The following is a 20,720-nucleotide window of genomic DNA, read 5'->3' as shown; positions in this document are numbered from 1 at the left end:
GACAGGAGCACAGCATGAGCAACCCACACACAAGCGATCGAGAAAAACTCATCGTGATCGGCAACGGCATGGTCGGCCACTGCTTCGTCGAGAAGCTGATCGAGGCCGACGGCCTGTCACGCTTCGACGTGACCGTCTTCGGCGAGGAACCCCGCGCCGCCTACGATCGCGTCCATCTCTCCGAGTACTTCTCCGGCAAGAGCGCCGAGGACCTCGCCCTGACCAGCGCCGACGACTACCGCGCGCAGGGCATCGACCTGCACCTCGACGATCCCGTGATCGAGATCGACAGCGAGGCCCGCGAAGTCGTGACCGGAAACGGCCACCGCTGCGGCTACAACCGGCTGGTGCTGGCCACCGGCTCGTACGCCTTCGTCCCGCCGATCGAGGGACGCGACCGGGACGGTTGTCTCGTCTATCGCACCATCGAGGATCTCGACGCGATCCGCGCGCACGCCGAAAACGGCCGGCGCGGCGTGGTGGTCGGCGGCGGCCTGCTGGGCCTGGAGGCGGCCAACGCGCTGAAGAACCTCGGACTCGAAACCCACGTGGTCGAGTTCGCCTCGCAGCTGATGCCGGCCCAGCTCGATGCCGCCGGCGGCGACATGCTGCGCCGCCAGATTGAGGCCCTCGACGTGCAGGTGCATACCGGCAAGGCCACGCAGCTGATCGATGTCGGCGAGAGCCACCAACTGCGGATGACCTTCGCCGAGGGCGAGCCGCTGGAGACCGACCTGGTGCTGTTCTCCGCCGGCATCCGCCCGCGCGACCAGCTGGCCCGCGAGGCCGGTATCGCGGTGGGCGAGCGCGGCGGCATCGTCGTCGACGACCAGTGCCGCACCTCCGACCCGGCCATTCTCGCCATCGGCGAGTGCGCACTGTGGAACGGCCAGGTGTTCGGCCTGGTCGGCCCGGGCTATGCCATGGCCGACGTGGCCGTGAAGCAGCTCACCAGGCCGGATGAGACCGCCGCCTTCACCGGCGCGGACATGAGCACCAAGCTCAAGCTCCTCGGCGTCGAGGTGGGCTCGATCGGCGATGCCCACGCCCGCACGCCCGGCGCGCAGACCTACGCCAGCATCAACGAGCCGGACGCCACCTACAAGCGGCTGGTGGTGCTCGAGGACAAGCTGATCGGCGCAGTGCTGGTGGGCGACACCGCCGACTACGACACCCTGCTCCAGTACGCCCTCAACGGTCTCGATCTGCCCGAACATCCCGAGTCGCTGATCGCACCGGCCGGTGACGGCCCGCCGGTCCTGGGGCCAGATGCCCTACCGGAGACCGCCACGATCTGCTCCTGCCACAACGTCACCAAGGGCGGCATCATCGAGGCGATCGATGGCGGCTGCGCCAATCTGGGCGACATCAAGGGCACCACCAAGGCCTCGACCGGCTGCGGCGGCTGTGCGGCGCTGCTCAAGTCGACGGTCGACTGCGAGCTGGCCAAGCGCGGCATGGAGGTCAACACCGACATCTGCGAGCACTTCCCGCACACCCGCGCCGAGCTCTACCACCTGGTGCGCGTCGGCGGCATTCGCAGCTTCGGCGAACTGCTCGAGCGCCACGGCCGGGGCCATGGCCAGAGTCTGGGCTGCGAGATCTGCAAGCCGGCGGCCGCCTCGATCTTCGCCTCGGTCTGGAACGAGCACGTGCTCGAACCGATGCACCAGCCGCTGCAGGACACCAACGACACCTATCTGGCCAACATGCAGAAGGACGGCAGCTACTCGATCGTACCGCGCGTGCCGGCCGGCGAGATCACCGCCGAGAAGCTGATCGTCCTCGGCCATGTCGCGCAGAAGTACGGCCTGTACACCAAGATCACCGGCGGTCAACGCATCGACCTGTTCGGCGCGCGCAAGGAACAGCTGCCGCCGATCTGGGAGGAACTGATCGCGGCGGGCTTCGAGACCGGGCATGCCTACGGCAAGTCGGTGCGCACGGTGAAGTCCTGCGTCGGCTCGACCTGGTGCCGCTACGGCGTACAGGACTCGGTGGGCATGGCGATCCACATCGAGAACCGCTACAAGGGCCTGCGCTCGCCGCACAAGCTCAAATTCGCCGTCTCCGGCTGCACCCGCGAATGCGCCGAGGCACAGAGCAAGGATATCGGCGTGATCGCCACCGAGAACGGCTGGAACCTCTACGTCTGCGGCAATGGCGGCATGAAGCCGCGCCACGCCGACCTGTTCGCCACCGACCTCGATGACGAGCACTTGATCCGCTACATCGACCGGCTGCTGATGTTCTACATCAAGACCGCCGACCGGCTGCAGCGCACCAGCGTCTGGCTGGAGAACCTCGAGGGCGGGCTCGACTACCTGCGCGAGGTGGTCATCGACGACCGGCTCGGCATCGGCGCGGAGCTGGAGACCCAGATGCAGGCGGTGGTCGACAGCTACCAGTGCGAATGGAAGAGCACGCTGGACGACCCCGAGAAGCTCAAGCGCTTCCGCAGCTTCGTCAATTCCGACGCACCGGACGACAACGTGCTGTTCGTCGAGGAACGCGGCCAGGTCCGCCCGGCGACCGCCGACGAGAAACGCGAGCGGGCCGGGCACGAGACCCTCGCCCATACCATGGCCGAGGAGGCATGAACATGACCGTGGCAGAACGCACCGAAACCACCTGGATCGACATCTGCGGCCTGGACGATCTCGTCCCGCACTCCGGCGTCGCCGCCCTGGTCGGCAAGCGCCAGATCGCCCTGTTCCTGATTCCCTACGCCGAGCCGTCCGTGTACGCCATCGGCAACTGGGACCCGCTGGGCCACGCCAACGTCCTCTCCCGCGGCATCGTCGGCGATATCGGGGGTGAACTCGTGGTCGCCTCGCCGCTGCACAAGCAGCACTACCGTCTCACCGACGGCAGCTGCCTCGAAGAGGACGTCAGTGCCGGCAGCTACGCCGTACGCATTGTCGGCGACCGGGTGCAGGTCGCCCAGCCCGGCGTGTGACCCGTTCGAGCGCGCACCAGGATGGATCAAGCGCCCGGCGATCGAGATCGGCGCTGGTGCAAAAATGGCAGCGAATCGGCCCACGCATACGCCAAGTGATTGATTGTTGGCACTGAAGCGAATGGCACGAACCCTGCTTTAACAGAGACAAGCGTCCCAACGGCGGGGCGAACACATCGAACTGGACAAAGGCGTCCGTTCCGCGTGGCTTCACGGCCACGCCGGATCGGGCGCCTTTTTTGTTTGCGAGCGAATCATGCACGAGACCGTCAAGACAACCTGTCCCTACTGCGGCGTCGGCTGCGGCGTCGATGCCCATCTGGACGACGGGCGACTGGTGGGCGTGGCGGGCAGCCAGGACCACCCGGCCAACCTCGGCCGGCTGTGCGTCAAGGGCTCGGCCCTGCACGAGACCGTTGATCCTGCCGGGCGCATGCGGGTGCCGCAGGTCGACGGTGTGGCCGTGGACTGGGATACCGCGCTCGATACCGTCGCCGACGGCTTTCGCCGCGTCATCGACGAGCACGGCCCCGATGCCGTGGCCATGTACGTCTCCGGCCAGCTGCTCACCGAGGACTACTACGTCGCCAACAAGCTGATGAAGGGCTTCATCGGCACGGCCAATATCGACACCAACTCGCGCCTGTGCATGGCCTCGGCGGTGGTGGGTTACAAGCGGGCCTTCGGCACCGACACCGTGCCCACCTGCTACGAGGACATCGAATGCGCCGACCTGGTGGTGCTGGTCGGCTCGAACGCCGCCTGGACCCACCCGGTCACCTACCAGCGCCTGGTCGCGGCCAAGCGCGCCCGCCCCGAGATGCGGGTGGTGGTGATCGACCCGCGCCGCACCGCCACCTGCGACATCGCCGACCTGCATCTGGCCATCGCCCCGGGCAGCGACGCGTTCCTGTTCAACGGCCTGCTCGCCAACCTCTCCGAACGCGACGCGATCGACGCGGCCTATATCGAGGCACATACCGAGGGATTCGATCAGGCCATTGCCCGCGCCCACCGCGAGGCGCCCGACATCGAGGCGGTCGCCCGCTCGACCGGCGTCACCGTCGACGAGCTGCAGACCTTTTTTGACTGGTTCGCCGACCACGAGCGCACGGTCACGGTCTACTCGCAGGGCGTGAACCAGTCCACGAGCGGCTCGGACAAGTCGAACGCCATCATCAACTGCCATCTGGCCACCGGACGCATCGGCGCGCCGGGCATGGGACCGTTCTCGATCACCGGCCAGCCCAACGCCATGGGCGGGCGCGAGGTCGGCGGACTAGCCAACCAACTGGCCGCGCACATGGACTTCGAGCAGCCGGGCGCCATCGAGCGCGTCGGGCGATTCTGGCAATCGCCCGGCATGGCCACCTCACCCGGACTGAAGGCCACCGACCTGTTCGAGGCGGTCGAATCCGGGCAGATCAAGGCGATCTGGATCATGGCCACCAACCCCGTGGTCAGCCTACCGGCATCCGACCGGGTGCGCGAGGCGCTGCAGCGCTGCCCGTTGGTGGTGGTCTCCGACTGCATGCAGGAGACCGACACCACCGCCTGCGCCGACGTGCTCCTGCCGGCGACCAGCTGGGCGGAGAAGGACGGCACGGTCACCAATTCCGAGCGCTGCATCTCCCGCCAGCGCGGCTTTATCGAGCCGCCCGGCGAGGCACGTCACGACTGGTGGACGATCTGCGAGGTGGCCCGCCGGCTGGGCTTTGCCGAGGCCTTCGCCTACCAGGGACCGACCGAGATCTTCCGCGAGCACGCCGCACTGTCCGGCTACGAGAACGACGGCAGCCGCGATTTCGATATCGCCGCGCTCGCCGGGTTGAGCGACGCCGAATACGACCGGCTCGCCCCGGTGCGCTGGCCGATCGACCCGGCCACCGGCCGGGGCCGCCAGCGCCTGTTCGAGGACGGCCGTTTCTTCACGCCATCCGGTCGGGCCCGTTTCGTCGCCATCACCTCCACCGCGCCGGCAAGCACCATCTCGGCCGAACGACCGCTGGTGATGAACACCGGCCGGATTCGTGATCAGTGGCACACCATGACCCGCACCGCCAAGGCGGCGCGGCTGATGCAGCACATCGACGAACCGTTCGTCGAGATCCACCCGGACGACGCCGACCGCCACGGGCTCGCGGAGGGACGGCTGGCCGAGGTCATCGGCGAGCACGGTCGCTATGTCGGCCGGGTTCGCCTCACCAGAGCGCAGGCGCCGGGCGCGCTGTTCGTGCCGATGCACTGGAACGCCCAGTACAGCCACAGCGCCCGGGTCGGCGCACTGATCCCGACGCACGTCGACCCGCACTCGGGGCAGCCCGAATCCAAGCACGCCACCGTCGCCATCCGTCCGTTCGCGGCCAACTGGTTCGCCACGCTGCTCAGCCGCGAGCCCATCGCACCGCTCACGGCCGACTACTGGGCGCGTATCCCGATCGATGGCGGCACGCGCTACGAGATCGCCGGTCGCGAAGCGGTCGGCGACTGGACGCAGTGGGCCCGTGACGTGATCGGCGCGGACGGCGAGTGGCAGACCTACGAGGACAGTGCGGGCCCGTTCCGCGCCGCCCGGCTGGTCGACGGCCGGGTGACCGCGGTGCTGTTCGTCGCCGCCGACCCCGAACTGCCCTCGCGCGAGTGGCTCGCCGACCTGATCCGTTCGGAGGCGCTCTCGCTCACCCAGCGACTCGGCCTGCTGGCCGGTCGCCCCGCCGAAGCGATGCCCGATACCGGCCCGATCGTCTGTTCCTGCTTCCAGGTCGGGGAAACCAGCGTCCTCGAGGCCATCGACGCCGACGGCCTCGACACGCCGGAGGCACTGGGCAAGGCCCTGCGCTGCGGCACCAACTGCGGCTCCTGCATCCCGGAGCTCAAGCAACTCATCGCCCAGCGCCTCACCGAAACAAGCACCTGAGGGGACCGACCCATGGACCAGCTACCCATCTTCATGAACCTGCACGACAAAGACTGCCTGGTCGTCGGCGGCGGTGCGGTCGCCGCCCGCAAGGCGGACCTGATGCGCGCCGCCGGCGCCCGGGTGACGGCGGTCGCCCCGGCAATCACCGGCGAGACCCGCCGCATGGTGGCCGACGGCCGGCTCGCCTGGCGCGAGGCCGAATTCGACGACCCCATGGTCGTCGGCAACCGCCTGGTGATCGCCGCGACCGACGAGCCGGCGGTCAATCGCGCGGTCTTTGCCGCCTGCGAGCGGCGCGGCATCCCGGTCAACGTCGCCGACGAGCCCGAGCTGTGCAGCTTCATCCTGCCGGGGATCGTCGACCGCAGCCCGGTGACCATCGCCCTGTCGACCGGCGGGCGCTCACCGGTGCTCGCCCGGCTGATGCGCGCCCGGCTCGAGACCCTGATCCCGTCAGGTTTCGGCCGGCTGGCCGACCTGCTGGGTCGCTACCGACAGGCCGCCAAGGACCGCATTCACGGCCTCGATACCCGCAAGCGCTTCTGGGAGGACGTGATCGACGGCCCGATCGGCAACCTGGTGCTCTCGGGCAAGGACCGCGAGGCGGAGGACAAGCTCGCCGGGCTGCTCGCCGACCGGGAGGCGCCGAGCGAGGCCGGCGAGGTCTACCTGATCGGCGCCGGCCCCGGCGACCCGGATCTGCTCACCTTCCGCGCCTTGCGCCTGCTGCAGAAGGCCGACGTGGTCGTCTACGACCGGCTGGTCGCCCCGGCGATCGTCGACCTGGCCCGCCGCGAGGCCGAGCGGATCTACGTCGGCAAGCGGGCCGGCAACCACAGTTGTTCGCAGGAAGACATCAGTAGTCTGCTGCGCGATCTCGCCGCCGACGGCAAGCGCGTCGCCCGACTCAAGGGCGGCGACCCGTTCATCTTCGGCCGGGGCGGCGAGGAGATCGAGGTGCTGGCCGGTGCCGGCCTGCCCTTCCAGGTGGTACCCGGCATCACCGCCGCCAGCGGTTGTGCGGCCTATGCCGGCATCCCGCTCACCCACCGCGATCATGCCCAGTCGGTGCGCTTCGTCACCGGCCATCGACGTGGCGACGGCCTGGATCTCGACTGGCAGAACCTCGCCGAGGGCCGCGACACGCTGGTCTTCTACATGAGCCTCGGCAGCGCCCGCCAGATCTGCGACCAGCTGATCGCCCACGGCATGCCGCGCAGCCGCAAGGCGGCCCTGATCGAGCGCGGCACCACCGACAACCAGCGCGTCTATACCGGCACGCTCACCTCCCTGCCCAACAAGATCACCGCGGCTGAATCCCCCTCGCTGCTCGTGATCGGCGAGGTCACGGGGCTGCACGAGTCACTGGGATGGTTCCGCGGCCGCGGGGCGGCCACGAGCGCGTTCCCGGACAGCGAGCCGTGTCTCGCCAAGGGGGCGGCATGAGTCGCGTCCCCGAGATCCCGCAGGCCTTCCGCGGCTGCCGCGTCGCACTGCCCGAATCCCGCCAGATCGACATACTGGCCGGACTGCTGGAACGCCGTGGCGCCACGGTGACGCGCTGCCCGCTGGTCAGCATCCACGACTCGCCCGACCAGGACGGCGTGGTCGCGTGGATCGACCGTTTCCTGGCCGACGGCAGCATGCGCGACCTGATCGTGCTCACCGGCGAGGGCATCGCGCGCCTGCATGCCGCCTCCGAGCGCCATGGCCGCGAGACGGCGTTCCTGCGAAAACTGGAGCGCACTCGCCTGATCGTGCGCGGACCGAAGCCGGGACGCGTGCTCAAGCGCTGGGGACTACAGGCCGAGGTGCAGGCCGATCGCCCCACCAGCGACGGGGTGATCGCCACCCTGAAAAATCTCGACCAGCCGGCACCGCGCACCGGCGTGGTCCTCTACGGCACCGAGCCCAATATCCCTTTGATCCGCGCCGTCCACGAGATTGGCAGCGAGCCGGTGCCGGTCGCCCCCTACGTCTATGCAAGCGAGAGCGAGACCGAGGCGGTGCTCGAACTGGTCGAGCAGCTGGCCGACGGGCGGACCGACGTGATCCTGTTCACCGCACAGCCGCAGATCAACCGCCTGCTGCGGATCGCGCGCAACGCCGGGCGTGACGATGCCCTGCAGGCCGGGCTGGCACGCGCGGTGGTCGCCGCCATCGGCCCGGTGATGGCCGAACACCTGGAAGGCCTCGGCATCCGGGTCGACGTGATGCCCGGCCGGCGGTTTTTCATGCACCCCATGGTCGACGCGCTGGCCGAGCATTTGCAGCGCCGCGAGGCCGTCTCGTGAATGACTTATCGCTCCAGCCCGAAACGAAACTGAGCGCGCTGGTGCTCGCCGGCGGCGCCAGCCGCCGCATGGACGGACGCGACAAGGGGCTCGAGCCGTTTCTCGGCCAGCCGATGGTCAGCCACGTGATCGAGTCCCTGGCACCATCCGTCGACGAGCTGGTCATCGTCGCCAACCGCAACCTGGAGGCGTATCGCCGCCTCGGCCACACCACGATCCGCGATCCGGGCGGCATACGTCGCGGGCCCGCCGCAGCGGTACACGCCGCGAACGCGAGGCTGCGACACGACTGGGTGCTGCTCGCCCCCTGCGACATGCCCCGCTACCGCGCTCTGTGGCCCGCCCGGCTGGTGGCCCGCCAGCGCGCCACCGGCGCGCCAGTGGTGATCGCACACGACGGCGAACGCCTGCAGCCCGGAATCGCCCTGTTCCACGGGCCCACCCTGCGACAGGATCTGGTCGGTCCGGTGCCGTCACGACTCACCGACCTGCTCACCGGCGGCCCACATGCCTGTTGCGATCTCGCCGACGACCGCGAGGCCTTCCTCAACGTCAACACCCCGACCGAGCTGTTCCAATCAGTGGCCATGCCCGACATGGGGAGGACGAGACCATGACCCGCTGCTCCTGTGCCATCGCCAGCCCGAGCGTGGATGAGGCGCTCGCGGCCCTGATCGACACCGCGCCGACGCTCGACACGACCGAGGTGGCGCTACACGCGGCGCTCGGACGGACCCTTGCCCGAACGATCCGCGCCCCGCGCGCCTACCCGCCGTTCAATCGCGCCATGATGGACGGCTATGCCGCCCGGCACGCCGAACTCGGCGACGGCAATCCCGGCAACGCAGCCGCCCTGAGGGTCCGGCCGGCGAGCGACTCGGACCACAGCGCGCCACACCCCCTCCCGGCCGGGCACTGTGCCGCCATCGCGACCGGCGCACCACTGCCGCCAGGTGCCGACGTAGTGCTGCGCCGCGAACGCGTGAACGTGTCGGCCGGCTGGCTGCACGTCATCGAGCCGGCATCCCCCTGGGCCGACTGCGAGACCGTCGGCGCGGTCGCCATGCCGGGCGCCCCGATCCTGTCGTCCGGCACCATACTGACGGCGGGTCATCTCTCGCTCGCCGCCCGGCACGGCCTGGCCACCCTGCCGGTGCGCCGCGCGCCTCGGGTGGCCGTGCTGGTAACCGGCGACGAGCTGATCCCGCCCGGCGAACCCTGCCCGCCAGGCAGCATTCACGACAGCAACAGCATTCTCCTGCAGGCAACGCTGACCCGCCTGGGAGCCGAGGTCGTCGGACCAGCCGCCCCGCTGGCCGATCACCTGCCCACGCTCGAGGCGGCGGTTCGCCGTCAACTCGCCGATGCGGACGTGGTGTGCCTCATTGGTGGCAGTTCGGTCGGCACTCGCGACTTCGGCCGCGCCCTTCTCACCCGCGTGGGCACCACACTGTTCGAAGGCGTGTCCATGCGACCCGGACGCCCCACCAGTGCCGCCGCGACGCCCGACGGCAAGCTCGTGATCGCCTTGCCCGGTCGCCCCGCCGCCCTGCTCACCGCACTGCAGGTTCTGGTCCGCCCCCTGCTGGAGGCGATGCAGAGTTCGGCGGCCGCGACCCCGGCCCCCTGTGCCCGACTGGTCAGTCCCATCGGCCCCATGAACGCCGCCCGCTATCTCCCCGTTCGACTCGAGTGTCGTGATGGCACCTGGTGGACCCTCGAGCAGGACGTCGAGGCGGAGTACGCCGACGCCCTCGCGGTTATTCCCGCCCACCGCACTCTTGATGCCTCCACGCCCGTCAACCTGATTGCGCTGCGCTGATCGACTGCGGTCGTCCGGCAGCCGCCGGGCGGCGCAGCGATCACTCCGCCCCCCTCACAACAACCCGAATCCCCAATCCAGATTTGATTTGCATTGCAAACAAACCTCCATCAGAATGCGAACCGTTATCGTTTCTGTTGAGGTTAGTTTCATGGCACGCATTGCCCATTTAGTCGCCATCGCCGCCCTGCTCACCGTCGGGACCGCGCAGGCCAAGACCCAGACATTCGACCTGACCATCACGGATCACCACTTCCAGCCCGAGGCCGTGACCATCCCGGCCGGCGAGAAGGTCAAGCTGATGGTGCACAACCAGGACGCCACCCCGGAGGAGTTCGAAAGCTACGAGCTCAACCGCGAAAAGATCATCCCCGGCCACAGCCAGGCCGTGATCTTCATCGGTCCGCTCGATGCCGGCGAATACCCGTTCTTCGGCGAGTTCAACCAGGCGACCGCCCAGGGTCGCGTGATCGCCGAGTAACCCCCTCGCAGACACCTCACCACCAGCAACTGCACAGGTGACGCATGTTCAGTACGGCAATCATCGTCTTCCGCGAAGTCCTCGAGGCCGCCCTGGTGGTCGCCGTGGTCCTGGCCGCCACGCAGGGGCTGGCCCGGCGTAGCCGCTGGATCGTCGGCGGCATTGCTGCTGGCCTGCTCGGCTCGCTGCTGGTCGCCAGCCTCACCCAGGAGATCTCGATGGCCTTTGCGGGCGTCGGCCAGGAGCTGTTCAACGCCGCCATCCTGTTGACCGCCGTGGCCATGCTCGCCTGGCACAACATCTGGATGTCGCGGCATGCCAGCCAGCTGATTGCCCATCTCCGGCAGGTGGGCAGCCATGTCAGCAGCGGCCAGCTGCCGATCTACTTCCTCGCCACCGCCGTGGGTCTCGCGGTATTGCGTGAAGGCTCGGAGGTGGTGCTGTTCACCCAGGGCCTGGCCGCCGGCGGCAGCGAGAGCTTGCCGATGCTCTGGGGCGCCATTGTCGGGCTGGGCGCCGGCCTGGTGCTGGGGGCGCTGATCTATTTCGGGCTGGTGCGCATTCCGACCCGTCACCTGTTCACCGTCACCGGCTGGCTGATCCTGCTGCTGGCCGCCGGCATGGCCGCCAGTGCGGCCGGCTACCTCGCCCAGGCCGGCTGGCTGCCGGTGCAGCCTCCACTCTGGAACAGTTCCGACCTGCTCTCGCAGCACTCGGTCCCCGGCGAGGTCCTGCACGTGCTGGTGGGCTACCAGGATCGCCCCACCGCCATCCAGCTGAGCTTCTACCTGACCACGCTGGTAGTCATCGCTGTCGGCATGTCCCTGTCGCGCCAGCGGGCGCCATCGATCAACCGCCAGAACGCATCAATCCACTGAAAAAACAGGAACCCTTCGTTATGTGGAAAAAATCGCTGAGCGGCCTTGCCGCCGTGACCACCCTCGCCTCCGGCACTGCTCTTGCCGGTGTCGACAAGGTCTATGACCCCTATGTCGAGCAGGGCGAGGTCGAGCTCGAAGCCCGTGGCGTGCACGGCCTCGATTCCGGCGAGTACAAGACCAAGGTCGGCATCGGCTATGGCGTGACCTCGCGCTGGTTCGTCGAGGGTTACCTCATCGGCGAGAAGGAAGACGGCGATTTCGAGGTCGAGGAAGGCGAGATCGAGAACAAGTTCCAGCTCGCCGAACAGGGCCAGTACTGGGCCGACTTCGGCCTGCTGGTCGAGCTGGAAAAGGCCTTCGACGAGGACGCCTGGGAGACCAAGGTCGGCCCGCTGGTGCAAAAGCAATTCGGCGACGTGGTGGCGACCGGCAACCTGCTGTTCGAAAAGAAGTTCGGCGACGACGTCGCCGAAAGCGACTGGGAGACGCTCGGCTCGGCCCAACTGAAATATCGCCTCAGCGAGATGATCGAGCCGGGCATCGAGTACTACGGCAGCGAGGACACGCAGGCGCTGGGTCCGGTGCTGCTCGGCGCCAACCCCTTCGGCATGGAGCATGTGAAGTGGGAGGCGGGCCTGCTGTTCGCTCTGAACGACGAGACCGAGGACAGCATCTTCCGCTGGCAGCTCGAATACGAGTTCTGATCGAGCGCCCGTATCCGGGACCCCCATGGGCCGTCCGTTTCGGGCGGCCTTTTTCGTGCCCGGCGATATGTCGCCGGCCCGCTACACTCCCGACAGGCGACAGACTCTGGGCAACGCGAGGATCGTCATGGCGAACTGGCAGACACGACTCGACGAGGCCGAACAGGCGAAGCTCGAACGCGCGAGCATGCCCGACTGGACCGCGCCGATGCTCGCGACACTCACCGACGAGCGCTTCTCCTCGCCCGACTGGCTCTACGAACGCAAGCTCGACGGCGAGCGTTGCCTGGTGTTCCGCGATGGCAACGGCGCACGACTGCTGTCGCGCAACCAGAAAGAGCTGAACGACACCTACCCGGAACTGATCGAACCGCTCGAGGCGGCCTGCGACCGGCCGTTCATCGCCGACGGCGAGATCGTGGCCTTCGAGGGCAACCTGACCAGCTTCTCGCGCCTGCAGCAGCGCATCGGCTTTACCGACCCCGACAAGGCACGCGCGGCGGGCGTGCCCGTGGTGCTTTACCTGTTCGATCTCCTCTACCTCGACGGCAGCCTGCTCGACGCACTGCCACTGCGCCGCCGCAAGGCTATCCTGCGCTCGGAACTCGCCTTCGAGGATCCCTTGCGCTTTACCTCGCACCGCAACGAGGACGGCGAGTCCTTATTCAAGGAGGCCTGCCGCAAGGGCTGGGAGGGACTGATCGCCAAGCGGGCCGATGCGCCCTACCACCACGGCCGCTCGCGCGACTGGCTCAAGTTCAAGTGCGTCAACCAACAGGAACTGGTGATCGTCGGCTTCACCGACCCGCAAGGCGAACGCCACGGCTTCGGCGCCCTGCTGCTGGGCTACTACGAGGACGACGAGCTCTGCTACGCCGGCAAGGTGGGCACCGGCTTCGACGACCAGACCCTGACCAACCTGCACGCCAAACTGACCAAGCGGGAACGCGATACCTCGCCGCTTGCCGACGGTCCCCACGAGAAATCGACCCACTGGGTCACACCCGAGCTGGTCGCCGAGGTGGGCTTCACCGAGTGGACCGGCGACGGCCGCCTGCGCCATCCGCGCTTTCTCGGCCTGCGCGACGACAAGCCGGCCACGGCGGTGCACCGCGAGCGTCCTGCCGGCTGAGCCGGGCGCTGGGTCGGGCGCTCACTCCGCCGGCCAGCGCGCCAGCAGTCGGTAGGGACCGGGATGGCCATTGTTGCCCGACTCGATCAGCGCCAGGGTGTCGGCGAACCAGTGGATCGGCTCCACCAGTTCCTGACAGGCCGGTGGCCGGGCATGGCGGCGCAGGCTGACGTGCGGCTCGAACGGTCGGTCGTCGCTCTCCACCCCGCAGGCGAGGCACAGACCGCGGGCCCGTGCAGCCAGCTGATCGAGTGCCTCGGGAGAACGGCTCGGCCCCGCCCATGCCACCCGGGGACCGTGGAATTGACCGGCGCGGTCCAGCAGGATCGGGATCGGCTCGAAATGCAGGCTGGGCAACCGCGCGGCCAGGCAGTCGGCCCGGGCCGCCTCGATGCTGCCCGGGAAGGCGAGCGTCAGATGCAGGTGCGCCCGCGGCACCGGCCGGCCGCCGACATCCAGCCCGCGCGCCAGATGATGCAGTGCCCCGCGGGTGGACTCGTCCGGCCACAGGGCGAGAAACACCCGCTTCTGCGGAGTCTTGCCCTGATCGCCCTTCTGGCTCATGCCATTTCGTCCTTCGCGGCAATGCGATTGCGCACCCCGGCCAGCAACTCGTAGGAACGGCAGCGCGCGGCGTGATCGAAGCTCGAGTTGGTGACGATCAGCTCGTCGGCCTCGGTCGCCTTGAGAAACCGGTCGATCTCCGATTCGACCGTCTCGGGCGAGCCGATCGCCGAGCAGGCCATGGTGCGCTCGACCACCAACCGCTCGAAGCGATCGGCCCGCTCGCGATAGTTGGCGACTGGCGGCGGGATCGGGCCGGGCCGTCCCTGTCGCAGGGCGACGAAGGACTGCTCCATGGAACTGGCGTGAAAACGCGCCTGTTCGTCCGTGTCCGCCACGTAGGCGTTAAAACCCACCATCGCGTAGGGCCGTTCGAGAAAGCGCGACGGCCGGAAGTGCTCGCGGTAATGGGCCAGCGCCGGCATCAGCTCGCCCGGGGCGAAGTGCGAGGCGAAGGCGTATGGCAGCCCCAGGGCCGCGGCGAGCTGTGCGCCGAACAGACTCGAACCGAGGATCCACACCGGCACGCGGGTCCCCGCCCCGGGGATCGCGCGCACGGCCTGTCCCGGCTCGGGATCGTCCAGCAAGGCCAGCACCTCGGCCACGTCGTCGGGAAAGCGATTTGGGTCGCTGCCCTCGCGGCGCAGGGCGCGGGCGGTGGTCTGGTCAGTGCCCGGCGCGCGTCCCAACCCCAGATCGATCCGACCGGGGTAAAGGGTCTCGAGCGTGCCGAATTGCTCGGCCACCACCAGCGGCGAGTGGTTGGGCAGCATGATGCCGCCGGCACCGACGCGGATGCGCTGGGTCGCCGCGGCCACCTGCCCGATCACGAGCGCAGTGGCCGCACTGGCGATGCCGGGCATGTTGTGATGCTCGGCCAGCCAGTAACGCCGATAACCGAGTTCCTCGGCGTGCCGGGCCAGGTCCACGCTGTTGGCGAGCGCCGTGCGGGCATCCGACCCCTCGGTGATCGGGGCGAGATCGAGGATCGAGAAGGCTGTCATGCGTGTAGTGTATGACGCCCGGCGCGCGTCGCGCAGAGTCCGCGCCGATCCGGGCAATCGACGGGGACCCGGACGTCAGGATGCCTTCCTGTCAGCCCGCTCGACGCCCTCGCGGGCCACCACCGGGCGGGACTCGGGTCTGCCGGTGCGTCGATCGGCCTCAGTGGGCCTCTCGCGCGAACCGCCAATCCAGTCCGACAGTTCGTCCGTGGTATGTCGCGTTTGCGCCAGCAACTCGCCGATCTCACCGACCGAGACCGAGGACCGCTTGGCCAGCGCACGGACTTCCTCGGCCACGACGGCGAACCCGCGCCCATGCGGCCCCGCTCGCGCCGCCTCGATCGCCGCGTTCAAGGAAAGCAGGTTGGTTTGATCGGCAATACCGTCGATCGACCTGACAATCCCACCGATTCGGTCGAGCACGCCTTCCAGGGCCGAGCGCGTATGTTCGACCATGCGATTCCGCTCGGAGACATCCGTGCCGTAGGCGATCAGCTTCACCAGGTTGCCGCTCTCGTCCACCACCGGGTTGAGCATCACCTCGAGGTCCAGCGCCTCGCCATCCGACCGCGACAGGCTTAGCGTATTGGTAATCGAGGATCGGGCGGCGAGCTTCTTCCAGTCGGCATCCTTAACCTGCTCGCGTATCCGGGCCCGTTCGAGTGCCTTGCGCTCGTTGTCGACCCTCAACCAGTCGATCAGGACCGGGTTGCAGGACAGCGGCGCGCCGTCGGCATCCAACTCCACCACCGCCTGGGTTCGACGAATCGCCTCGAGCTTCACCTCGTTCTCGATGTTGTCTCGCTTGCGGTCCGTGATGTTGGCCTGGATCGAGATATAACGGGCGACCCGCCCCCGTTCGTCGCGCACGGGATTGACCACCAGCGAGATCCAGTAGGGCTCGCCCCACTTGTCGTAGTTGAGTATCTCTTCGTAGAACGGCTCGCCACTGGCCAAGCCCTGGCGCACCCGTTCGACGTCAGCCGGGTCCGTGTCGCTCCCCTGCAGCAGATCGCCCGGCCTTTGCCCCAACACCTCCTCGGTTTCGTAGCCGGTCAGACTGGTAAAGCCGCGGTTGACGTATTCGATCCGGCCATCCGCATCGGTAATGATGACCGAGTTGTTGGTTTCGTCGGCGACCAGCGAGAGCAGCCGCATTTTCTCGCGCTGCTCGACCTGCTCGGTGATATCGCGGGCGAACGCGGTATAGATGGTGCGATCCTTCAACACCGTCTTCGACAGGGAAAGATTCAACCAGAATTTCTCGCCGTTCTTGCGCTGCGAATCCAGCTCCAGCGATTGGCCCACCAGTCGGTCCTCGCCCGTGCGCCGATTGCGATTGACGTAGTCGTCGTGGTTGGCCTGGTGACGCTCGGGCACCAGCATGCGCACGTTTTCGCCGATTACCTCGTCCCGGTCGTAGCCCCACAGCTGCTCCGCCGCCGCGTTGAAGAACGAGACGCGATTGTGCTCGTCAATCGTGACCACCGCGTCAGCGGCCTGCTCCAGTGTCTGCGACATCTGTTCCCGCAGGTCCTTTTCCTCGCTGATGTCCCGCGCGAAGGCGACATAGCCCTGATCGCCGTGTATCTCTATGCCGAACAACGACAGGCTGATGGGGACCTCCCGGCCGCTGGCATGCGGCAGGTCCAGCTCGACGGTGCCGTCGACCAGGCGGTTTTCACCCGTCTTGCGGTGCCGGTCGATGTACCCGTCGTGCTTGTCCTGATGCGCCTGGGGAACCAGCATCTTGACGTTGCGACCGATCACCGAGTCGGCGTCGTAACCCCAGAGTTTCTCGGCGGCGGGATTGAAAAAGACCACCTCGTTGTTGCCATCGATGATGACCACCGCATCGACTGACTTCTCGAGGATCTGACCATACGGAATCCGGCCGCGTGACATCAGACCGAACAGCGATCCGCGTTTGCTCATAATTCAATCCCAATGGCTGCCTGAGGTAATACAGACCCCATGGTAGACGTTTTGCACACCTTTTGTATCGGTTTTGTATAGCCCTGCTTTGCGGTCGCTTGCGCCCGCCCGGTTGACGCTTCGTGTCCGATGCCGCCACCGATGGATTTCAACCGGCACGCAGACCGAAATCACGCACGCCCCTCGACCGCAACACCCCTCGCCCCGGGCCGCTGGCGACCACGGTCTCGTCCGTCATCCCTAGCGAAGCTGACTGTCCTTCGAACCGCGGCGGTTGTAGGGCGACACGGTTTCCTGTGCCTCGTCGCGCTCGGCCTGGCAGGCCACGCACAAACGCACGCCCGGCACGGCCCGACGGCGCGCCTCGGGAATCGGCTCGCCGCACTCCTCGCAGTCCACCAGGCTTTCGCCCGTCGGAATCTCGCTGCGCACCCTCTGCAGGGCATCCTCGACCGTGTCGTCGATCTGCGCCTGCTCGGCCCCGTCTTTCGCCCAACCGCCTGCCATTGCGTCACCTCCCGTTTCCGTCGCCCATTCGATTGCCGGGATCGGCCGGTCACCCCGGCCTGCCGCGTTCACCGCCGAGCGATCGGCCCTTGGCCCCGAGATATCCACCCAAGGACATAGTTCAACACCAGCCGGCGCGCTCGCTCCCGCAGCACTCAAGCCACTGCATAGCCCCACCACTCGACCCGCCTTGGCAATCAAAAGACCCCATGTAAAATCGGGAATTCAGCGGTCATGGGCGAGATCACCGCATCTGCGCCACGTTCCTCATCGCCTTGCCAAGGGCAAACCGCAACCCGCTCACGGACAACACAGCAACTCGCCCATGACGACGGATCGCCACGGCAACCCGGCCACCCCACCTCATCCGATCCTCGGCTGGCCGCAACTCGCCGGCCTCGGGGCCGTGCTGATGGCGCTGCACCTGGTCGCCCGCGAGAACTTCCTGCTCTTTCACGTGCTCAGCGAACTGCTGCGCATCGTGATCCTCGGCGGAATATTCGTCCTCGCCTGGCATACCCGGGGCTGGACGAACAACGGTTTTCTCCTGACCATTGGCATGGCCGCCTTCTGGATCGCGGGCATCGAGCTGCTGCACACCCTGACCTACAAGGGCATGGGGTTGACCGCCCTGGGCGGGGTAATCGACGACCCCGACCTGCCAACGCAGTTGTGGGTGGGATTCCGCCTGCTGGAGGCGGCCGCCTTTTTGCTCGCGGCCCTGTTGACCCGATCGACCGTCCGCCCACTCGTCCTGTTCAGCGGCTTCGGCGTGGCGAGCGTCGCCCTGCTCGGCTCGATCGTCACCGGCATTTTCCCCACCAGTTTCGTCGAGGGCTCCGGCCTGACGCGATTCAAGGTGCTGGCCGAGTACACCGCGATCGGCCTGTTCGCGCTGGCCACCCTCCTGCTCCTGCGCCATCGCCGACATTTCGAGCCCGGCGTTCACGTCACCCTGGTGGCCTCCCTGCTGTTCGCCATGCTCACCAGCCTTGCGTTTACCCGCTACGGTTCGGTCTTCGACGTGGCCAACGAGGTGGGGCATTACCTGCTGCTGATCTCGGCCTATCTGATCTACCGGGCATTGCTGGCCACCGGCCTGGTCGCCCCATTCGCCCTGCTGTTTCGCACGCAAAAGCAGCACGAGGCGGAACTCGAGGCCCTGGTCGAGGAACGCACCGCCCGGCTGGTCGAGAGCCAGTCGCTCAACCATACGTTCATCGAGCATTCCCCGGCCGTGATCTTTCTCACGGATATCGACGGGCGCTACACGCTCGTCAACCCGGCTTTCGAGGCACTCGTCGGCCAACCGCGGCAGGCCGTACTCGGCAAGACCGTCTTCGACCTGATGCCCAGCGAGGCGGCCGAGGAATCCGACCGCAACAATCGTGCGGCCCGCCACGCGGGCAAACCCGTCATCCGCAGCGAGACAATCGACCTAGGTAACGCCTTCCACCTGTTCGAGACGGTCCACTTCCCCCTGTTGGACAACAACGGCGTGCTGGTCGGTTCCGGCGGCATTGCCACCGAGGTCACCGAGCACCGGCAGAGCGAGGCACGTTACGAGTTGATGTTCCGCACGTCGATGGATGCCGTGGTGCTGATCGGTGACGACGGGCAGTTGATCGAGGTCAACGATGCCGCTTGCGAACTGTCCGGCTATCACTGCGACGAATTGCTCGAGCTGGATATCTTCCAGCTCGATGCCGGCTCGGACCGGGCGCAGATAACCGCGCAGATGCAACGCATTCGAGAGAGGGGCAGTACCCGGTTCGAAACGCAATGGCGGCGCAAGGACGGCACGCTCCGGGATATCGAGGTAAGCGTCAATGCCCTCAGCGAGGGGCGCCGGGGGCACCTCTATTTCTCGTTTATCCGCGACATTACCGAGCGCAAGGCTGCCATGGAGCGCATCGAATACCTGGCGCACTATGATTCGCTCACCGACTTGCCGAACCGGGTGCGGTTCGAGCAGCTCGTCCCGAACGCCCTGCATCACACCCGCGCCCGCCACCGGGCCCACCTCCTGCTCTACCTGGATCTCGACAATTTCAAGGACATCAACGACTCCCTTGGCCACCTGGCAGGTGACGAACTCCTGCGCGAGATGGCGCGTCGACTGAGGGCCTTTCCGGCCGATGAGCGCGTGATCTGCCGGTTTGGTGGCGACGAATTCCTCATGCTGGTCGAGGTCAATTCCGACCTGAACATCGCGGCATACGCCCAGCGACTGCGCGCCGCCCTCAGTCGCCCGCTGACCATCGACGAACACCAGATCGTGGCGACGGCCTCCCTGGGCATCACGGTCTTCCCCAACGACGGCGACGATCTGGCCACGCTGCTCAGAAATGCCGACATGGCCCTGCATGCCGCCAAGGACGACGGGCGCAACACCCACCGCGTGTTCACTCCCGCCATGCGCGAGAGCGCCACCGATCGGATCATGCTGATCAGCAAGCTGCGCTCGGCGCTGGCCAATGACGAGTTCGAGCTCAACTTCCAGCCGCAGATCGACCTGACCAGCGGCCGGGTCGTCGGCGCCGAGGCCCTACTGCGCTGGAACCAGCCCGAGCTGGGCCGAATATCGCCGGGTCAGTTCATCCCGCTGGCCGAGGAGAGCGGGCTGATCGTCGACATCGGCGCCTGGGTGATCGAGCAGGCCATCCAGACCGCCGCCGACTGGCGGTCACGTGGCCTAGGCGAGCTCGTGATGGCCGTGAACATCTCGGCGCTGCAATTCCGCCACGGTCAGCTCGCCCAGCAAATCACCTCGGCCCTGACACGCAACCGGCTGCCAGGGGCAAACCTCGAGGTGGAACTGACCGAGTCGACCCTGATCGACGACACCGATCGCCTCGAGGAGGCCATCGCCCAACTCAAGCGCCACGACGTCAAGCTTGCCATCGACGACTTCGGCACCGGCTACTCGGAGCTGACCTACCTGCGGCGCTTCGCCGTCGACCGGCTCAAGATCGACCAATCGTTCATTCGCGACATCGCCGAGAGCGACAGCGAAGCGCTGGTCACCGCCGTCCTGCAGATGGCCCACAGTTTGGGGCTGACGGTCATCGCCGAGGGGGTCGAAATCAGCGCACAGGCCGATCAACTGATCGAACTCGGCTGCGACGAGGCCCAGGGCTACCACTACGGCCGGCCGATGACCGCCGCGGCCTTCGAGGCCGTGCTGATAGAGCAGCTCACCACACAGGCCTGATCCGGGCGCAATCCCCTCCAGGCGTGACGACCCAGGTGTGACCCAGGTGTGACCCAGGCGTGACCTCCCGATGGCACGCCCCTGCGGCACGCCACCGATCCTCATCGCGGCCGACCGGGCTCACCGCCCCTGACTGTCCTCCGAGCCACGTCGGTTGCACGGCGAGACCCCCCTCCTGCATGTGGTCCCGCTCAGTCTGGCGGGCGATACACAGCTGACCCTCCGGGCACGGCATGACGGCACGCCTCGGTTATCGGCTCGCCACACTCCTCGCACTCCACCCGGCTGGCTATCGCCCGTCGG

Annotated in this window: 16 protein-coding genes; 12 read left to right on the top strand and 4 right to left on the bottom strand. The window is 67.4% G+C overall.

The window, feature by feature from the left end:
* Window positions 1-14: 14 nt before the first annotated feature.
* From nirB to ligD, 11 genes are all read left to right on the top strand, one after another.
* Window positions 15-2,600: a nitrite reductase large subunit NirB gene (nirB, locus tag SR882_RS05065; RefSeq protein WP_322522248.1), complete on the top strand. Its 2,586-nt coding sequence runs from the start codon at window positions 15-17 to the stop codon at window positions 2,598-2,600.
* A 2-nt stretch (window positions 2,601-2,602) separates the two neighbouring features.
* Window positions 2,603-2,959, top strand: coding sequence for a nitrite reductase small subunit NirD (gene nirD / locus SR882_RS05060; protein WP_322522247.1), 357 nt, complete (start codon window positions 2,603-2,605; stop codon window positions 2,957-2,959).
* A 256-nt stretch (window positions 2,960-3,215) separates the two neighbouring features.
* Complete coding sequence (locus tag SR882_RS05055; protein WP_322522246.1) at window positions 3,216-5,876, top strand: nitrate reductase; 2,661 nt, start codon at window positions 3,216-3,218, stop codon at window positions 5,874-5,876.
* A gap of 12 nt (window positions 5,877-5,888) precedes the next feature.
* Window positions 5,889-7,325: a siroheme synthase CysG gene (gene cysG, locus SR882_RS05050; RefSeq protein WP_322522245.1), complete on the top strand. Its 1,437-nt coding sequence runs from the start codon at window positions 5,889-5,891 to the stop codon at window positions 7,323-7,325.
* Window positions 7,322-8,173 carry a uroporphyrinogen-III synthase gene (locus SR882_RS05045; RefSeq protein ID WP_322522244.1) on the top strand — a complete coding sequence of 284 codons (852 nt, stop codon included), beginning with the start codon at window positions 7,322-7,324 and terminating at the stop codon, window positions 8,171-8,173. The genes cysG and SR882_RS05045 overlap by 4 nt, the downstream gene beginning before the upstream one ends.
* The gene (locus SR882_RS05040; protein ID WP_322522243.1) at window positions 8,170-8,790 is read left to right on the top strand and encodes an NTP transferase domain-containing protein; all 621 of its coding nucleotides are present in this window, start codon (window positions 8,170-8,172) and stop codon (window positions 8,788-8,790) included. The genes SR882_RS05045 and SR882_RS05040 overlap by 4 nt, the downstream gene beginning before the upstream one ends.
* Window positions 8,787-9,995: a molybdopterin molybdotransferase MoeA gene (locus SR882_RS05035; RefSeq protein WP_322522242.1), complete on the top strand. Its 1,209-nt coding sequence runs from the start codon at window positions 8,787-8,789 to the stop codon at window positions 9,993-9,995. Before SR882_RS05040 ends, SR882_RS05035 begins: the two co-directional genes overlap by 4 nt.
* A gap of 151 nt (window positions 9,996-10,146) precedes the next feature.
* The gene (locus SR882_RS05030; protein WP_322522241.1) at window positions 10,147-10,476 is read left to right on the top strand and encodes a cupredoxin domain-containing protein; all 330 of its coding nucleotides are present in this window, start codon (window positions 10,147-10,149) and stop codon (window positions 10,474-10,476) included.
* A 44-nt stretch (window positions 10,477-10,520) separates the two neighbouring features.
* The gene (locus tag SR882_RS05025; RefSeq protein ID WP_322522240.1) at window positions 10,521-11,354 is read left to right on the top strand and encodes an FTR1 family iron permease; all 834 of its coding nucleotides are present in this window, start codon (window positions 10,521-10,523) and stop codon (window positions 11,352-11,354) included.
* A 20-nt stretch (window positions 11,355-11,374) separates the two neighbouring features.
* A complete protein-coding gene (locus SR882_RS05020; protein ID WP_322522239.1) occupies window positions 11,375-12,061 on the top strand; it encodes a hypothetical protein in 687 nt (228 codons plus the stop codon).
* A gap of 127 nt (window positions 12,062-12,188) precedes the next feature.
* Window positions 12,189-13,193: a non-homologous end-joining DNA ligase gene (gene ligD / locus SR882_RS05015; protein WP_322522238.1), complete on the top strand. Its 1,005-nt coding sequence runs from the start codon at window positions 12,189-12,191 to the stop codon at window positions 13,191-13,193.
* Window positions 13,194-13,214: 21 nt separating this feature from the next.
* On the opposite strand, the gene thpR is transcribed toward ligD, so the two are convergent.
* The 4 genes from thpR to SR882_RS04995 all read right to left on the bottom strand — a co-directional run bounded on the left by thpR (window position 13,215) and on the right by SR882_RS04995 (window position 17,203).
* On the bottom strand, window positions 13,215-13,757 hold the full coding sequence (gene thpR / locus SR882_RS05010; protein WP_322522237.1) for an RNA 2',3'-cyclic phosphodiesterase: 543 nt from the start codon (window positions 13,755-13,757) through the stop codon (window positions 13,215-13,217).
* On the bottom strand, window positions 13,754-14,761 hold the full coding sequence (locus SR882_RS05005) for an LLM class flavin-dependent oxidoreductase (protein ID WP_322522236.1): 1,008 nt from the start codon (window positions 14,759-14,761) through the stop codon (window positions 13,754-13,756). Before SR882_RS05005 ends, thpR begins: the two co-directional genes overlap by 4 nt.
* A gap of 75 nt (window positions 14,762-14,836) precedes the next feature.
* The gene (locus tag SR882_RS05000; RefSeq protein WP_322522235.1) at window positions 14,837-16,696 is read right to left on the bottom strand and encodes a PAS domain S-box protein; all 1,860 of its coding nucleotides are present in this window, start codon (window positions 16,694-16,696) and stop codon (window positions 14,837-14,839) included.
* A gap of 240 nt (window positions 16,697-16,936) precedes the next feature.
* Window positions 16,937-17,203, bottom strand: coding sequence for a DksA/TraR family C4-type zinc finger protein (locus SR882_RS04995; protein WP_322522234.1), 267 nt, complete (start codon window positions 17,201-17,203; stop codon window positions 16,937-16,939).
* A 325-nt stretch (window positions 17,204-17,528) separates the two neighbouring features.
* On the opposite strand from SR882_RS04995, the gene SR882_RS04990 reads away from it, so the two are divergent.
* On the top strand, window positions 17,529-20,417 hold the full coding sequence (locus SR882_RS04990; protein ID WP_322522233.1) for a bifunctional diguanylate cyclase/phosphodiesterase: 2,889 nt from the start codon (window positions 17,529-17,531) through the stop codon (window positions 20,415-20,417).
* Window positions 20,418-20,720: the final 303 nt, after the last annotated feature.

The sequence above is a fragment of the Guyparkeria halophila genome (genome assembly GCF_034479635.1).
Classification (GTDB): Bacteria; Pseudomonadota; Gammaproteobacteria; order Halothiobacillales; family Halothiobacillaceae; genus Guyparkeria; species Guyparkeria halophila.
This window is presented reverse-complemented; position numbering and strand designations above follow the sequence as displayed.

Coding starts and splice junctions, on each gene's coding strand:
- nirB (WP_322522248.1), top strand. CDS start 15: ATGAGCAACCCACACACAAGCGATCGAGAAAAACTCATCGTGATCGGC.
- nirD (WP_322522247.1), top strand. CDS start 2,603: ATGACCGTGGCAGAACGCACCGAAACCACCTGGATCGACATCTGCGGC.
- SR882_RS05055 (WP_322522246.1), top strand. CDS start 3,216: ATGCACGAGACCGTCAAGACAACCTGTCCCTACTGCGGCGTCGGCTGC.
- cysG (WP_322522245.1), top strand. CDS start 5,889: ATGGACCAGCTACCCATCTTCATGAACCTGCACGACAAAGACTGCCTG.
- SR882_RS05045 (WP_322522244.1), top strand. CDS start 7,322: ATGAGTCGCGTCCCCGAGATCCCGCAGGCCTTCCGCGGCTGCCGCGTC.
- SR882_RS05035 (WP_322522242.1), top strand. CDS start 8,787: ATGACCCGCTGCTCCTGTGCCATCGCCAGCCCGAGCGTGGATGAGGCG.
- SR882_RS05030 (WP_322522241.1), top strand. CDS start 10,147: ATGGCACGCATTGCCCATTTAGTCGCCATCGCCGCCCTGCTCACCGTC.
- SR882_RS05025 (WP_322522240.1), top strand. CDS start 10,521: ATGTTCAGTACGGCAATCATCGTCTTCCGCGAAGTCCTCGAGGCCGCC.
- SR882_RS05020 (WP_322522239.1), top strand. CDS start 11,375: ATGTGGAAAAAATCGCTGAGCGGCCTTGCCGCCGTGACCACCCTCGCC.
- ligD (WP_322522238.1), top strand. CDS start 12,189: ATGGCGAACTGGCAGACACGACTCGACGAGGCCGAACAGGCGAAGCTC.
- thpR (WP_322522237.1), bottom strand. CDS start 13,757: ATGAGCCAGAAGGGCGATCAGGGCAAGACTCCGCAGAAGCGGGTGTTT.
- SR882_RS05005 (WP_322522236.1), bottom strand. CDS start 14,761: ATGACAGCCTTCTCGATCCTCGATCTCGCCCCGATCACCGAGGGGTCG.
- SR882_RS05000 (WP_322522235.1), bottom strand. CDS start 16,696: ATGAGCAAACGCGGATCGCTGTTCGGTCTGATGTCACGCGGCCGGATT.
- SR882_RS04995 (WP_322522234.1), bottom strand. CDS start 17,203: ATGGCAGGCGGTTGGGCGAAAGACGGGGCCGAGCAGGCGCAGATCGAC.
- SR882_RS04990 (WP_322522233.1), top strand. CDS start 17,529: ATGACGACGGATCGCCACGGCAACCCGGCCACCCCACCTCATCCGATC.